11 protein-coding genes are annotated in these 15,977 nt (G+C 72.3%); all 11 read left to right on the forward strand.

Features of this window, described 5'->3' with window-relative positions; translation table 11 throughout:
• Nucleotides 1-13 precede the first annotated feature (13 nt).
• The gene (rpoC, locus tag GJ743_RS15245; protein ID WP_155052776.1) at nucleotides 14-3,916 is read left to right on the forward strand and encodes a DNA-directed RNA polymerase subunit beta'; all 3,903 of its coding nucleotides are present in this window, start codon (nucleotides 14-16) and stop codon (nucleotides 3,914-3,916) included.
• Nucleotides 3,917-4,079: 163 nt separating this feature from the next.
• Nucleotides 4,080-4,754 carry a hypothetical protein gene (locus tag GJ743_RS15250; protein ID WP_155052777.1) on the forward strand — a complete coding sequence of 225 codons (675 nt, stop codon included), beginning with the start codon at nucleotides 4,080-4,082 and terminating at the stop codon, nucleotides 4,752-4,754.
• Nucleotides 4,755-4,881: 127 nt separating this feature from the next.
• On the forward strand, nucleotides 4,882-6,015 hold the full coding sequence (locus GJ743_RS15255) for a hypothetical protein (RefSeq protein ID WP_155052778.1): 1,134 nt from the start codon (nucleotides 4,882-4,884) through the stop codon (nucleotides 6,013-6,015).
• Between the two features lie 119 nt (nucleotides 6,016-6,134).
• Nucleotides 6,135-7,328, forward strand: a complete 1,194-nt coding sequence (locus GJ743_RS15260) for an RDD family protein (protein ID WP_155052779.1) — start codon at nucleotides 6,135-6,137, stop codon at nucleotides 7,326-7,328.
• On the forward strand, nucleotides 7,325-11,806 hold the full coding sequence (locus GJ743_RS15265) for an FtsK/SpoIIIE domain-containing protein (RefSeq protein ID WP_155052780.1): 4,482 nt from the start codon (nucleotides 7,325-7,327) through the stop codon (nucleotides 11,804-11,806). Before GJ743_RS15260 ends, GJ743_RS15265 begins: the two co-directional genes overlap by 4 nt.
• Nucleotides 11,807-11,925: 119 nt before the next feature.
• The gene (locus tag GJ743_RS15270; RefSeq protein ID WP_230386835.1) at nucleotides 11,926-12,216 is read left to right on the forward strand and encodes a WXG100 family type VII secretion target; all 291 of its coding nucleotides are present in this window, start codon (nucleotides 11,926-11,928) and stop codon (nucleotides 12,214-12,216) included.
• A gap of 85 nt (nucleotides 12,217-12,301) precedes the next feature.
• On the forward strand, nucleotides 12,302-12,601 hold the full coding sequence (locus GJ743_RS15275; protein ID WP_155052781.1) for a hypothetical protein: 300 nt from the start codon (nucleotides 12,302-12,304) through the stop codon (nucleotides 12,599-12,601).
• A gap of 10 nt (nucleotides 12,602-12,611) precedes the next feature.
• Entirely contained in the window at nucleotides 12,612-13,889 is a 1,278-nt protein-coding gene (locus GJ743_RS15280; RefSeq protein WP_155052782.1) for a hypothetical protein, read from the forward strand.
• Nucleotides 13,886-14,500 carry a hypothetical protein gene (locus GJ743_RS15285; RefSeq protein WP_155052783.1) on the forward strand — a complete coding sequence of 205 codons (615 nt, stop codon included), beginning with the start codon at nucleotides 13,886-13,888 and terminating at the stop codon, nucleotides 14,498-14,500. Before GJ743_RS15280 ends, GJ743_RS15285 begins: the two co-directional genes overlap by 4 nt.
• Nucleotides 14,500-15,045, forward strand: coding sequence for a hypothetical protein (locus tag GJ743_RS15290; RefSeq protein WP_155052784.1), 546 nt, complete (start codon nucleotides 14,500-14,502; stop codon nucleotides 15,043-15,045). The genes GJ743_RS15285 and GJ743_RS15290 overlap by 1 nt, the downstream gene beginning before the upstream one ends.
• Nucleotides 15,042-15,953 (forward strand): hypothetical protein, encoded by a 912-nt coding sequence (locus GJ743_RS15295; RefSeq protein ID WP_155052785.1) that lies wholly within the window; start codon nucleotides 15,042-15,044, stop codon nucleotides 15,951-15,953. Before GJ743_RS15290 ends, GJ743_RS15295 begins: the two co-directional genes overlap by 4 nt.
• The last annotated feature ends 24 nt before the right edge of the window (nucleotides 15,954-15,977 follow it).

A 15,977-nucleotide genomic window follows, 5' to 3' on the forward strand; every position in this document is an offset into this window, starting at 1 on the left:
TCTAGGAGAGAAATTGCTCGACGCAACGACGTTCGATGAGCTCCGTATCGGCCTGGCGACCGCCGAGGACATCCGCAAGTGGTCCTACGGCGAGGTCAAGAAGCCCGAGACCATCAACTACCGCACGCTGAAGCCCGAGAAGGACGGGCTCTTCGGCGAGCAGATCTTCGGACCCAGCCGCGACTGGGAGTGCGCCTGCGGCAAGTACAAGCGCGTCCGCTTCAAGGGCATCGTCTGCGAGCGATGCGGTGTCGAGGTCACCAAGTCCTCGGTCCGCCGCGAGCGGATGGGCCACATCGAGCTGGCCGCGCCCGTGACGCACATCTGGTACTTCAAGGGCGTGCCCTCGCGCCTCGGGTACCTGCTCGACATGGCGCCGAAGGACCTCGAGAAGGTCATCTACTTCGCCGCCTACATGGTGATCGACGTCGACGACGAGGGTCGTCACGCCGACATGCCCGGCCTCGAGAACGAGCTCCGGCTCGAGATCAAGGCCATCGGCGACGCTCGCGACGCTCGCATCGCCGAGCTCATGCAGCGCAAGGAGGAGGAGCTCGCGGCACTCGAGGCCGAGGGCGCCAAGTCCGACCAGAAGAAGCGCGCCGAGGCCGCGGCCGACAAGGAGATGGCCGGCGTCCGCAAGTCGGGCGACGAGCAGATCGCGCACCTCGAGCGCGTGTGGGAGGACTTCCGCACGCTGAAGGTCGGCGACCTGAAGCCCGAGGACTCCGTCTTCCAGGAGCTGCAGGACCGCTTCGGCATGTACTTCGAGGCCTACATGGGCGCCGAGGCGATCAAGAAGCGCCTCGAGACCTTCGACCTGGCCGCCGAGGCGGAGGACCTGCACCTGCAGATCGCCGAGGGCAAGGGCCAGAAGAAGATCCGCGCCATCAAGCGGCTCAAGGTCGTCAACTCGTTCCTGCAGACCGGCAACTCGCCGGCCGCGATGGTCCTCGACGTCGTCCCGGTGATCCCGCCGGAGCTGCGCCCGATGGTCCAGCTCGACGGCGGCCGCTTCGCGACCTCCGACCTGAACGACCTCTACCGTCGCGTGATCAACCGCAACAACCGCCTCCGTCGCCTGCTCGACCTCGGCGCGCCCGAGATCATCGTGAACAACGAGAAGCGGATGCTGCAGGAGGCCGTCGACGCGCTGTTCGACAACGGCCGTCGTGGCCGCCCGGTCACCGGCACCGGCAATCGCGCCCTCAAGTCCCTGAGCGACATGCTCAAGGGCAAGCAGGGTCGCTTCCGCCAGAACCTGCTCGGCAAGCGCGTGGACTACTCGGGCCGTTCGGTCATCGTGGTCGGCCCGCAGCTCAAGCTGCACCAGTGCGGCCTGCCGAAGCAGATGGCGCTCGAGCTGTTCAAGCCGTTCGTCATCAAGCGCCTCATCGACCTGAGCCACGCGCAGAACATCAAGGCCGCCAAGCGCATGGTGGAGCGTTCGCGTCCGCAGGTGTGGGACGTGCTCGAGGAGATCATCCGCGAGCGCCCCGTGCTGCTGAACCGCGCGCCCACCCTGCACCGCCTCGGCATCCAGGCCTTCGAGCCGCAGCTCGTCGAGGGCAAGGCCATCCAGCTCCACCCGCTCGTCTGCGCCGCGTTCAACGCGGACTTCGACGGCGATCAGATGGCCGTCCACCTGCCGCTGTCGGTCGAGGCCCAGGCCGAGGCCCGCATCCTGATGCTGGCCTCGAACAACATCCTGAAGCCCTCCGACGGTCGCCCGGTGACCCTGCCCTCGCAGGACATGATCATCGGCCTGCACCACCTGACGACGGTCATCGAGGGCGGCGCCGGTGAGGGCCGCGCGTTCTCGTCGATCGCCGAGGCGATCCTCGCGTTCGACCAGAACCGCCCGGGCGAGCCCGTGCTCGACCTCGGCGCCACGGTGAAGATCCGCCTCGAGGGGCTGCACTTCGCCGAGGGCCAGGAGCCCGAGGGCTTCGTGTCGGGCCAGCCGTTCCTCATGGAGACGACCCTCGGTCGCGCGCTCTTCAACGAGGCGCTGCCGGCGGACTACCCGTACTTCAACGCGCAGGCCGGCAAGTCGCAGATCTCGCAGATCGTCAACGACCTCGCCGAGCGCTACCCGAAGACCGAGGTGGCCGCGACGCTCGACCGCATCAAGGACGCCGGCTTCCGCTGGGCGACCCGTTCGGGCGTGACCGTCGCGCTCTCCGACATCGTCGAGCTGCCGCAGAAGCGGGAGATCGTCTCGAAGTACGAGAAGCAGGCCGCGAAGGTCCAGTCGCAGTTCGAGAAGGGTCTCACGACCGACCTCGAGCGTCGTCAGGAGCTCATCCAGATCTGGACCAAGGCGACCGACGAGGTCGCGAAGGCCATGCAGGAGGAGTTCGCCGCGAACCAGGGCAACACCATCAACCGCATGGTGACCTCGGGCGCTCGAGGCAACTGGCTGCAGGTGCGCAACATCGCCGGCATGCGAGGCCTCGTGAACAACCCGAAGGGCGAGATCATCCCGCGCCCGATCATCTCCTCGTACCGCGAGGGGCTGTCGGTGGCGGAGTACTTCATCGCCACGCACGGTGCCCGCAAGGGCCTCGCCGACACGGCCCTCCGTACGGCCGACTCGGGCTACCTCACGCGTCGTCTGGTCGACGTCTCGCAGGACGTCATCATCCGCGAGGACGACTGCGGCACGTCGAAGGGCCTCGAGCTCCCGATCGCCGCAGTCGACTCCACGGGCGCGCTCGTGCGCGACCCGAACGTCGAGAACTCGGTGTTCGCCCGGTCGCTCGCGACCGACGCGGTCGACGCCAAGGGCGAGGTCGTGGCCGAGGCCGGCGACGACGTGGGCGACGTGCTCATCGACAAGCTCGTCGCGGCGGGCGTCGAGTCGATCAAGGTCCGCTCGGTGCTCACCTGCGAGTCCGCGGTCGGCGTCTGCGCGAAGTGCTACGGCCGTTCGCTCGCGACCGGCAAGCTCGTCGACATCGGCGAGGCCGTCGGCATCATCGCGGCCCAGTCGATCGGCGAGCCGGGCACCCAGCTCACGATGCGCACCTTCCACACCGGTGGTTCGGCCTCGGCCGACGACATCACGCAGGGTCTTCCCCGCGTGCAGGAGCTCTTCGAGGCCCGCACCCCCAAGGGTGCGTCGCCCATCGTCGAGGCCCCCGGTCGCATCACGATCGACGAGACCGAGAAGCAGCGCAAGGTCATCCTCACGCCCGACAACGGCGACGAGCCGATCGCGTACAACGTGCTCAAGCGCTCGACGCTGCTCGTCGAGGACGGCCAGCACGTCGAGCTCGGCCAGCAGCTGATCGTCGGCACCGTCGACCCGAAGGAGGTCCTCCGGGTCAAGGGCGTGCGCGAGGTGCAGAAGCACCTGGTGAACGGCGTCCAGGACGTGTACCGCTCGCAGGGCGTGCCGATCCACGACAAGCACATCGAGGTCATCGTCCGACAGATGCTCCGCAAGGTCACCGTCGTCGACCACGGCGACACCGACCTGCTGCCGGGTGAGCTCGTCGACCGCTCGCGGTACAACGAGATCAACCGGACCGCGCTCACCGAGGGCAAGAAGACGGCGTCGGCGCGCCAGGAGGTCATGGGCATCACCAAGGCCTCGCTCGCGACCGAGTCGTGGCTGTCGGCCGCGTCCTTCCAGGAGACGACCCGCGTGCTCACGCAGGCCGCCATGGAGGGCAAGTCCGACCCGCTCGTGGGCCTCAAGGAGAACGTGATCATCGGCAAGCTGATCCCGGCCGGTACGGGCCTCGCCAAGTACCGGAACGTGACCGTCGAGGCGACCGAGGAGGCGAAGGCGGAGCGCTACCCGAACCGCATCTTCGCCGACGACGCGTCGTTCACCGAGGGCGACCTGAGCTTCGTCGACTTCGACTCGTTCTCGAGCGACGACTTCACCCCCGGCAACTACAGCTGATCCCAGCGGGCGGCGGCCTCGCCGCCGCCCGCACCGAAACGACGGGCCCCGGAGCGATCCGGGGCCCGTCGTCGTCCGGGAACCGTCCACCTGATGACGGCACTCAGGTGCGGCGGATAGTATCTCGGGCGGTCGCCCCATCCGTTTCCGACCCGGAGCCCACATGCCAGACGCCGCCCCCGCCTCCCGCCGATCGAGGACGCTGCTCATCGTCGCGGCCTCCGCGCTGGTGATCGCGGTCGTCGCGCTCGTCGCGGCACTGGCGCTGCCCGCACCGGGCAGCCAGTCCGCCGAGCCGACGTCGCAGTCGCGTCCCGCGCCCTCCGCCGAGGCTGCGCCCGCACCCGTCGCGGTCCCGACGCCGGAACCCGTGCGGGACGAGCGGATCCCCACCGACTGCGCGGGGATCTACACCTTCGACTGGTCGAGCACCTTCGCACCGGGGTACGTCCTGAACCCGGAGTGGTCGACCGCGGACGGCGCGCCGGCCCTGTACGGCACGGACGACACCGGGGCGCTGCCGGTCCTGCAGGAGACCTCGCAACTGACCTGCGCCTGGCTTCCCCCGGAGGGCGGCGACGGTCGCGTCGGCCTCGTGACGAACGTGGCGAGCGTCGACGAGGAGCAGACCGCGGCCGCCATCGCGGCGTTCCAGGCGGCCGGCCAGGAGTGCTACCAAGAGGAGGGCGGCACGCGATGCATCCTCGAGTTCGAGGGCGTCGCGGGCTCGGCCGGCGAATCGCACTTCATCCGCGAGGGCCTCTGGATCGCCACGCGCTGGGACGGTCCCGAGGTGAGCGGGTACACGGTCGACATCATGGCGCAGCTCTTCTCCTGACCCGCACGCGACGATCGGCACTGCGACGCGCGGTCGACGCCCCGCGCGTGCTTCCCTGCGGGGCGCGGCCGCGTTGCTAGAGTGAGCCGCACCACGGGCAGCCGGTGCTGCCCGGAAGGAGCGGACGATGAGCAGCACGACCCCCGGATCCGAGCCCGACCGCCGCGACCTCGACGGCGACGGCCTGTCCGATCGGCCCGCCGTCGACGACGGGCCCACGACCGCCGAGGCCACCGACGCGACGCCGACGACGGATCACGCACCCGGCGACGACGTCGCCGCGGAGCAGGCGGACGTCGACCCGACCGCGCCCGATGCGGAGCGCGTCGATCGCGTCGAGCACCCGGACGCCGCTCCCGACCCGACCACGCAGTCGAGTGACGTCGAGCACGGCTTCACGGGTACGGATGCGGCAGCCGAGCCCGTCCCGGCCGAGCCGCTGCCCGCGACGGACCCGGACGCCGCCGCCGAACGCTCCGAACTCGACGCCGCCGTCGAGCGGGCGCGCACCGAGCACCCGCCCGTGGTCGACGAGACCGCGGTGATCGACGAGCACCCCGAACCGGTGCGCGCCGCGGAGGTCCGCCGGGAGACCGGCGTGCCCGAGACGGTCGGCGCGGCCGGGATCGGCGCCGCAGCCGGCGTCGGCGCGGCCACCGCGGCCCCGGAGACCCCGGCGCCGCCGCTCCCGCAGACGATCTACGTCCAGGCGCCCACGCCGCCCAAGGAGAAGGGCAACCGCGGGTTCGGCGTGCTGGTCGGCCTCATCGCCACCGTCGCCTTCGCGCTGCTCTACGCGGGCATCTCGTACCTCGTGATCACCTGGTACGGGGCCGGGCGAGGCGATGGCATTCGCGTGTACACCGAGTTCCTCGCGCAGCCGGTGTTCTGGATCCCGGTGATCTTCTTCTTCCTCGCCTTCGCGCTGCTCGCCGCGATCCTCAACCGCGCCGCGTGGTGGACCTGGGCCGTCTTCGGCCTCGCCATCGGGATCGTCGTCTACTTCTCGTACATCGGGGCGGCGCTGCTCACGGTGGCCGCCTGGCAGTTCACGCCCCAGCAGGCCGCGGACTTCGTCGCCGAGCGCTGGGTCGATCCGTTCGCGATCATCGCCTTCATCGTCGCCCGCGAGCTCCCGATCTGGTTCGGCGGCTGGGTCGCCGCGCGCGGCAGGACCGTGGGCGAGCGCAACGTCAGGGCGCGCGAGGAGTACGACCGCCAGCTCGCGGCGGGGCCGCAGCCGGTCACGCCGACGCGCTAGCGGAGGCATCCGTCCGGGTACCCTCGTCTGGGGTGCGCTCATGGTGAGCGCTCCCCATCGACGTGGCGCACCCGGCCTGCTTGGGTGGCTCCCTGACCCTGCATACCCGAGGAGCGCTGTTGAGCATCACGATGCAGTCCGCCGAGCCGATCCCCGGCACCGGTGCCGACGGCCGGCCCGATCCCGCGTACGCGGCGGCGCTCGGGCTCGTGCCCGCGCCGAGCGCTCGACGCTCGGCCGCCTTCGCGATCGACGCCGCCGTCTGGATGCTCGTCGCCGTGCCCGCCGTCAACGGGTGGATCCAGCTCGCCCTCGCGGTCTCCGCGCCCGGCATCGAGACGGTTCCGGCGACGGCAGCGGATGTCGGGGCGCTCGTGGGTCCGCTCGTGCTCGTCGGCGTGGGCCAGCTCCTCGTCGGCGTGCTCGGCATCGTGCAGCTCGCGCTCCACGGCCGGAAGGGCGTCACGATCGGCAAGGCCTCGCTCGGGCTGCGTTCGGTGAACGTCGCGACCTTCGAGCGGCCCGGCTTCTGGCGGGTCGTGCTCCGCGCGCTGGTGCTCTGGCTCGCGCAGGGCGTGCTGCCGCTCGTCGGGCCGGCGATCTGCTTCGGCTCCGGGCTCTGGGATCCGGAGGGTCGCGGTCGCAGCTGGCTGGACCGGATCGGCCGCTGCTGGGTCGTCGACGCTCGCCGCGGACTCGATCCGTTCGATGCGAGGGCGCTGCGGCACGCACGGCGGCAGGTCGAGTCCGAGCCCCTCGCGCAGCGCGCGAGCCTGCCCTCGCTCGCCTCCGAGCGCGGTGTCGACGAGCGCACGTTCATCCCGGCGGCACGGTCGAGCTCGGGTGTCGTCGCCGCACCGCCGACCTCCCACGCGGAGGCCGAGGCCGCGGGCGCCGGCTGGACGCCTCCGCCGCTCGGGGCGCCGCCGGCACCTGCTCCCGAGCCGGCGCCCGCTCCCGAGCCGGTGCCCGCTCCCGCGGTCACGCTCGTGTTCGCCGACGGCGCGCGGATCGCGGCATCCGGCACCACCCTGCTCGGCCGCGGGCCGGCGCGCGGCGAGGCCGACCCCGTCGACGCCGCGCTCGTCCCGCTCGTCGACCCGAGCATGGGGCTGTCGAAGACGCACGCCGCCGTCGAGGTCGACGCCCGGGGCATCCGCGTGACCGATCGCTGGTCGAGCAACGGCACGTCGCTCATCGACGCGGCCGGGGTCGAACGCGACCTCGAGCCTGGCGTGCCCGAGGCCGTGCCGCCGGGGTCGGCGGTGCGTCTCGGCGGGCTGGAGTTCCGCGTCGAGGCGGTCGGCGCATGAGGCTCAAGCTCGGGCTCCGTCGGCAGTCCGGTGCCGGCGTCGACGTCGTCGTCACGGCCGACGCGACCGCGACCGTCGGCGACGTCGCACGGGCGGTCGCCGACACCGACCCCGCCGCGTCGCACCTGCCGGTGCACCCGGGTCCGCTCACGCTCGCGGTCGCGCCGCCGACGTCCTCCGAGCCGGTCGTGCTCGACCCGGGCACGCTCGCGGCCGACGCCCCGATCGGGTCGGGCTTCAACGCCGCGGTGGTCTCGCCCGCGGCGCGGACGGCCGCCGCCGACGCACCCGTCGCGGTCATGCACGTGCACTCGGGGCCCGATGCCGGGCGCGAGTTCCCGCTCCGCCGCGGCCACGGGGTGATCGGCCGCGCGGCGGACGCCGATGTCGTGCTCGCCGACCCGCTGGTCTCGAAGCGGCACGCCCGCGTCGAGGTCGACCAGGCGGTCGAGCTCGTCGACCTCAACTCGGCGAACGGCCTCCTCGTCGACGGCGGCCAGGTCGCGCGCGTGCGCGCGCTGCCCGGCGTCCGCGTCACGATCGGCGACACGGTGGTCTCGTTCAGCGAGGTCGCGGGCACGGATGCCGCAGCGGATCCGGTGCTCGAACGCGGCGGCGCGCTCATGTTCAACCGGTCGCCGCGCGTCGAGGCGCGCTACCCGGGCACCGCGCACCCCGAGCCGCGCGTGCCGAGCGAGGAGACCCCGCGTCTCTTCCCGTGGCCGATGATCGCCTCACCCGTGCTGATGGGCCTCGGCATCTTCGCGATCACGCAACGGCCCGCGTCGCTCCTCATCGTGGTGCTCACGCCGGTCATGCTGCTCGCGAACTTCCTCGGCCAGCGCATGGGCAGCGGCAAGAAGCTGCAGCGCGAGGTCGAGACCTTCGAGGTGCAGCTGGAGGACCTCGAGGAGACGCTCGAACGCGAACGGCACGTCGAGCGCGAGCGCCGGCACGGCGAGACCCCTCCGGTCGCGACGGTGTACGAGCAGGCGATGCGGCTCGGGCCCATGCTCTGGACGAGACGTCCGGAGCACTGGAACTTCCTCGCGCTGCGCCTCGGCGTCGGCCGCGCCCGCAGCCGGAACTCGATCCGCGACTCCGAGGGCGCGAACGACGGCATCCCGAAGTACGCCCGGCAGGTCGACACCTTGCGGGAGCGCTACCGCGAGATCGACGACGTGCCGGTCATGGAGCTGCTGCCGAGCTCCGGCGCCCTCGGCATCGCCGGCCCGGCGAACCTCGCGGCCGACGCACTGCGCGGCATCGCCGTGCAGCTGTTCGGCCTGCACGCTCCGAACGACGTCGTCGCCGCGGCGATCGTCGATCCGGCCTGGAGCCGCGAACTCGACTGGATGAAGTGGCTCCCGCACACGTCGGGGGAGCGGAACCCCGTCGCGGGGGCGGCCCTGGCCGACAGCGCATCCGCCGGCGCGGCCCTCCTCAACTCGCTCGAGGAGCTCATCCTGCAGCGGCTCTCGGCCGCGCCCGTCCGCCGCGGACCGCTCGCCGACGAGGACGGCTCGATGTCGCGGGGCTCCCGCATCGGCACGCCGGGCGGCGTCCGCGAGGAGTCCCGGCCCGACTCGGCGCTCATCCTGGTCGTGTCGGCCGAGGCGCCCGTCGACCGGCCCCGCCTCGTCCAGCTCATCGAACGAGGTGCCGAGGTCGGCATCCACGCCGTGTTCGTCGCTCCCTCCGTCGAGTCGCTCCCGGCGGCGTGCCGCACCTTCGTCGACGTGACCGCGGGGCTCGATCGGGCGCGCGTCGGCGTCGTCCGATCGGGCCTCGAGTACGCCGACGTCGCCATCGAGGGCGTCTCGCTCCGCTACGCCGAGGTGTTCGCGCGCCGGCTCGCGCCGGTCGTCGACGCGAGCACCGTCGTCGAGGACTCGAGCGACCTGCCGCGGAGCGTCTCGATGCTCTCGCTCATCGGAAGCGAGATGGCGCGCGACGCGGAGAGCGTCGTCGAACGCTGGCGGCAGAACGCGTCGGTCATCGACCGCTCCGGCGCGAAGCTGCCGCGCCTCAAACGTGCAGGCACCCTGAAGGCGTTCGTCGGCCAGGGCAGCCCGGATGCCATGACGCTCGACCTGCGGACGCAGGGTCCGCACGCGCTCGTGGGTGGCACGACCGGTGCCGGCAAGTCCGAGTTCCTGCAGGCCTGGGTGCTCGGGATGGCGGCCGAGTACAGTCCCGACCGGGTCACGTTCCTCTTCGTCGACTACAAGGGCGGGTCGGCGTTCGCCGACTGCGTCGAGCTGCCACACTGCGTGGGCCTCGTGACCGACCTCAGCCCGCACCTCGTGCGGCGCGCGTTGACGAGCCTCCGCGCAGAGCTGCACCACCGCGAGCACCTGTTCAACCGCAAGAAGGCGAAGGACCTGCTCGAACTCGAGAAGCGGCAGGACCCGGAGACCCCGCCCGCGCTCGTGATCGTGATCGACGAGTTCGCGGCGCTCGCGGGCGACGTGCCGGAGTTCGTGGACGGCGTCGTCGACATCGCGCAGCGCGGTCGCTCCCTCGGCATCCACCTGATCATGGCCACCCAGCGGCCCGCCGGTGTCATCAAGGACAACCTGCGCGCGAACACCAACCTGCGCGTCGCGCTGCGGATGGCCGACGAGTCGGACTCGCGCGACGTCGTGGGCGACGCGGTCGCGGCGGGCTTCGCCCCCGGCATCCCGGGCCGCGGCATCGCCAAGACCGGCCCCGGACGCCTCGTGCCGTTCCAGTCCGCGTACGCCGGCGGCTGGACGAGCGACGAGCCCGAGGCCGCCGACGTGCGCCTCGCGGAACTGCGGTTCGGCTCCACGGTCGTGTGGGAGCGCGAGGGCGTCGCCGACGACGACGTGCACGCGGGCGACCCGGGACCGAACGACCAGAAGCGCATGGTCGACGCGTTCATCCGCGCGGCGACGGCCGCGGGCATCCCGGCCCCCCGGCGGCCCTGGCTCGACGACCTCGCGACGACCGTCGCGGTCGAGGAGCTCCCGGCGCGCGGCGACGGCGAGGTCGTGTTCGGGCTCGCCGACGTTCCCGAGCGCCAGCTGCAGTCGCCGATGGCGTTCGTGCCCGACCGGGACGGCGCGATGCTCGTCTACGGCACGAGCGGCTCGGGCAAGTCGACGCTGCTGCGCACGCTCGCCGTCTCGATCGGCATGCGGCCGGAGCTCGGTGCCGCCGAGGTGTACGGCCTCGACTTCGGTTCCGGCGCGCTCCGTTCGCTGGATGCGCTGCCGCACGTCGGCTCGGTCATCGCGGGCGACGATCCCGAGCGCATCCAGCGCCTGCTCCGCACGCTCGACGAGCTGCTCGACCGGCGCGGTCGCGCGTTCAGTGCGGCGAACGCGGCGAGCCTCACCGAGTACCGCGAGCTCACCGGCATCCGCGAACCGCGCGTGCTGCTGCTGATCGACGGCTTCGCGCAGTTCAAGGCGGACTGGGACTCCACGACCGTCCGCATGCCGTTCTACAACGTCGTCATGCGCCTGCTCGCCGAAGGGCGCCCGCTCGGCGTGCACGTGGTCGCGACGGCCGACCGCTCCGGAGCCGTGCCGACCGCGGTGAGCGCGAACGTCACCAAGCGCATCGTGCTCCGACTCTCCGATGAGGGCGGCTACCAGGTGCTCGGGGTTCCGAAGGACGTGCTCGACGATCGCTCGGCCCCCGGACGCGCGATCGTCGACGGCCTCGAGACGCAGGTCGCCGTGCTCGGCGGCACGGCCAACGTGGCCGAGCAGACGAAGGCGCTCGAGGCGCTCGCCCACCGGCTCCGCGCAGCCGGGGTCGCCGAGGCCGCACCGATCCGCTCGCTGCCGGCCTCGTTCGGGGTGGCCGACCTCCCGAGCGAGGTCATGGGCGAGCCCGCCCTCGGGCTCTCGGATGACACGCTCGCGCCGATCGGCTTCGAACCCGTCGGCACGTTCGCGATCACCGGGCCGCCGCAGAGCGGCAAGACGACCGCGATGCGCGCCGTCATCGACGCCGTGCGCCGACACGACCCCGAGGTGCGGCTGTTCCACATGGCCGGTCGGCGGGCGGCGCTCACCGGCCACGCCGAGTGGATGCGGAGCGCGACGAGCGTCGAGGACGTCAAGGCGCTCGCACGCGAACTGCTCGAGGTCATCGGCGACCCGTCGGTGCCCGGACGCTACCTCATCGCGGTCGAGAACGTCACGCAGTTCGCCGACTCCGACGCCGAGCGGCCGCTCAAGGAGCTCTTCCAGGCCGTGAACCGCAGCGAGCACTTCCTGGTCGGCGACGCCGACGTCGCGAACCTCTCGAGCGGCTTCGGCTTCGTGGGAGACTTCAAGGCCGGCCGTCGCGGCGTCGCCCTGAAGCCCGACGCGTACGACGGCGACTCGGTGTTCAAGACGCCGTTCCCGAAGGTCAAGCGTTCGGACTTCCCGGAGGGGCGCGGCATCTTCGTGCAGAACGGGCGCATCACGACCGTGCAGATGCCGCTCGTCGGATGACCCATGCGCCGGGCCCCGCGGTGGGGAGTGCTCCCCATGGGTCCCGGCCCGCGGCATCCGTAGTCTGTTGACACCGGCTCGCAGTCGCGGGCAGATCCCGAACGAAGGAAGGTTCCACCATGGCTGCAGACTTCGGCGCCTCGTACGGCGAGATGGAGGCGATGGCGAGCAAGCTGTCGGACGCGCGCGACGACATCCAGTCGCAGCTCGACCAGCTGAAGAGCTCCGTCGACAACCTGCTCGGCAACGACTTCAAGACCCAGCACGCCTCCGGCAAGTTCGGCCAGGGCTACGAGGAGCTCACCACCGGCCTGAAGAACGCCGTCGACAGCATCGGCGAGATGGGCGAGGCCCTCCGCGGCATGATGCAGGCGATCCAGGACCTCGACCAGCAGCTCGCCGGTCGCTGACCCTCCGCCGCGCGGCGTCCGGTGCTCGTGCCGGCCGTCGCGCGGCGTTCCATCCGAAGCCAGTGACCGTCAGTGAGGAGTTCCCGTGGGAGACGGAGTCGAGATTCCGCTGTCCTCGATGCAGGAGCTGGACCAGGCCCTGAAGGACATCGTCGTCGAGTTCGACGAGGCCGGCGGGCGCACCGGCCGCCTCGTCGAGGCGATCCGTCGTCCGATGGGCCGTTCCGGCCTGTGCGACGCCGCCGACGAGTTCGAGGGCGCGTGGGACGACAAGCGCGAGACGCTCAAGGGGCATCTCGTCGAGCTCCAGCAGCGGGTCGAGGCCGTGAAGGACGGCTGGGCGTCGCTCGACCGCGACCTCGCCGCCCAGCTCGAGACGAAGTGACGGACTGACGATGGGGAACAGCGCCTACTTCCACCGGTTCATGCCGGACTCGCCCGGGGGCCGCGAGATCGAGCGGCTCGAGGGCGACGCCTCGGTCATCATCGAGCGCGGCATCGCGATCGAGGACCTGGGGCTGCGGATGCAGAAGGCGGCGAACACGCTCCGGCTGCTCGCCGACGGCCAGGTCGGCCGGGGCGAGTCGCTCGACGCGGTCCGCGACCAGGCCGGGGAGGTGCACGCCGACCTCCGGACGGCGGGTCTGCGCTACTCGCCGAGCGGCACGGCGCTGCGAACCTACGGCGAAGCCGTCGACGAGGTGCAGGTCTCGCTGAACGCGGCGGTCCGTCGCTGCGAGGAGCTGTGGGAGACCGTGCGGACCCGCGCCACCGCGGTCGACGACGCCGACGACACCCCGGAGGACCCGGACGGGTCGACCTCGGCCCGCGACGAGGCGCAGGCGGCCGCCGGGGGAGCGCTCGAGACCGCCGAGGGCGAGTGGCGGGAGGCCGCCGCGCGGTTCGACGGCTTCTACGACACGTGGGATGCCGCGTACGACGCCGCGCTCACCGGCCTCGAGGGCGCCAACGAGGACGGCGTCGAGGACGGGTTCTGGGACGACGCGCTGCCCGCGCTCGACTTCATCGTCGAGGTGCTCGAGGTCGTCGGCCTGGTGCTGTTCGTCGCCGCGCTGATCGTCGGCGGCCCGCTCGTGGCGATCCTCGCGACGGCCGCCGCGCTCATCACGCTCGCGGCGACCATCGTGCTCTACGCGAAGGGGCGCAAGAACGGGATGGACCTCGGCCTCGCGATCGTCGGCGTCATCCCGTTCGGCAAGCTCGGCCGGATCTTCGCGGCGGCGGGCGAGGGCAGCGCGCTCGCGCGGATCGGCAAGCCCATCGGGCTCTTCCTCGGGTTCGACGACGTCGGCGCGCTTCGCACGCACCTCGGCACCATCAGCCGCAACGCGGCGGATGCGTGGAACGCGGGCGACAACCTCGTGCCCTGGGTGCAGACGTCGGTCGTCAGCCAGATGCTCCGCGAGACCGGGGAGGGCTGGCGCTATGCGTTCGACGCAGCCCAGTTGCCGACCAACTCCGACGTCTTCCTCGGCCGGTTGTGGGGCGTCGGGGATTCGCTCGCGGAGTCCTTCGACTCCGGCGCCGCGGGCATCGTCGACATCGTGGCGGGTTCCAAGCAGCCGTGGGCGCAGGGGGTCCAGATCACCGACTTCATCACGGGTGAGGTCGCCGAGGCGGCCGAGGATCGCCTCGTAGACTCGTGGCGATGAGCCTCCGCGAGCAACTGACCGGTTCCACCCGCACACCGGTCCCGCCGTTCGTGCTCCTGCTTCCGCCGGGCTGGGTCTCGGTCGAGGCGACTCGCGAGGCCTTCGACGAGTTGCTCGGCACGGTCTCGGAACGCATGCGCGCCGAGCACCGCCCCGACCTCGACGCGCGGTTCCGGGCACTGGTGCGGCGTGCGTCCGACGAGTTCCTCCGCCGCGATCCGGTGCGGCTCGTGTACCAGCGCTCGGTGCCCGCCGAGCGGATGCTGCCGCTCGCGATCACGGCCGCGCGCGTCGCAGCTCCCGGGGGAGCCACGCTCGACGCGCAGGTCGCCGAGCTCGTGCGGACGCGCGGCGCCGCGCCGCTCGACGACGCCCGCGTCGTCATGCGCTGGTCGTCGGACTCGTCGCACCGCATCGACGGCGGCACCCTCCGCACGCGTTCGTTCGACTACCTCGTCGCGATCCCCGGCACCGGCCGGCGCGAGGCGCTCGTCTTCACCGCCGTCGTGCCCCTCGCGGCGGGCGGCGAACGCCTCGACGACGACGCGGCCGAGGAGTTCGGCCTGCTCGCCGACGCGATCCTGTCCACCTTCCGCTGGAGCGGCGCCTGATGCGATTCGAGATCTCGTACGACGAGCGCGTGTGGGCGATCATGCCCGAACCGGATGCCGCGGCCGACGGCCTCTGGGTCGCCGAGCAGCGCATGCGCTTCGCCGACGGGCCGTTCGGCGCCCACGTCGACGCGTTGGAAGGTGCGGCTCGCGAGGCGCTCGGCCGACGCCGCACGGGAGGGATCACGTCGCTCTTCTTCCGTCCGGAGTCGGTTCCCGCGACCGGCGTGCTGCACGTCGGGCTGGTCGAGCGGCAGGTCGACGAGCGCGAGGGCGCGCTCGCCTGGCTTCCGCCGGGCACGACGCCGCGGATCGACCCGGCCGTCGCGACGTTCGCGACCGAGGTCGTGCCGCGCGGCCACCGGGTCGCGTACGTGAGCGATCGCGACGCCGCCGACGGAGCCCCCCTCGCCGGCCTCGTGTACGGCCTCCCGCTCGACGGGCTCACCGGCTACGTCTTCGCCGAGGAGGCGCACAGCGACGTGATCGGACTGATGCAGGCGCACGCCGACGCGATCGTGGGGTCGCTGAGGCTCGTCGCGTGACCGAGCCCACCGCCGCCGAGTGGGCCGAGCGGGCCGACTCGACTGCGCTCGCGGTCCGTCGGGACGAACTCGATCGTCGCGCGCTCGCCGGCCTGCCCGAGACGCGCGATGCGCTCGCGGCCCTCGGCGTCCGGTCGGCACGCGAGCTCCAGCGGTGGCGCGAGGACCGACTGGCCCGACTCGTCGACGACGAGCCGGGCGTGGCGGCCGCCGTGCGACCGCACCGCACCGCGACCGCCGGCTACATCGCTGCATCACTCGCGGTCGCGGCCGCGTACGCGATGTTCTTCAGCCGGGGCGAGCTCGGACTCGAGGTCGAGGTCGTCGCCTCGGCCGTCGCCCTCGTCGTCGGTGCCGCGGTCATGGCGATGGTCGTCCCGTGGACGCGTCGGCGACCGGTGACGGCGGCCGACGCCACGATGGCCTGCATCATCGCCGTCCTCGGCGCGGCGGCAGCGGTCGCGACGGCCGTGCAGGCCGGCCGCGCGGGCGGCGGGCTCGCGGTTCCCGTCACGATCGCCGGGGTGAGTGGGTTCGCGCTCGTGGCGATGGCCGCGGTCACCACCGCGCGTCGAGTCCGCGTCCCGCGATCCGTCAGGGAGCGGGACACGGCGCGTGCGGCGGAGGTCCGCGACGAGTTCGGCGACGAGGTCGCCCGCGTCCGGCGCTCGTGCGGGGAACAGGTCGCCGCGGCACTCGCGCAGGCTGATGCCGAGGCGGTCGAGCACGCGCGCGGCGAGGTCGCCGCGGCCTACGCGGTGCTCACCCGGCGCGGCCTGCTCGACCCGGCCGCGGCGCCGCACGAACCGGGCATGCTCCTCATCGACGACCCCATCGCGCGCGCCGCGCGCGCGAACCGGATGCCTGACCGGGGCCCGCTGGTCCCCGCGCTCGCGCGCACCCGGTGAGCCGCCAGGCAGGCGGAGGGGCCC

The sequence above is a fragment of the Agromyces bracchium genome, from assembly GCF_009709675.1.
Classification (GTDB): Bacteria; Actinomycetota; Actinomycetes; order Actinomycetales; family Microbacteriaceae; genus Agromyces; species Agromyces bracchium.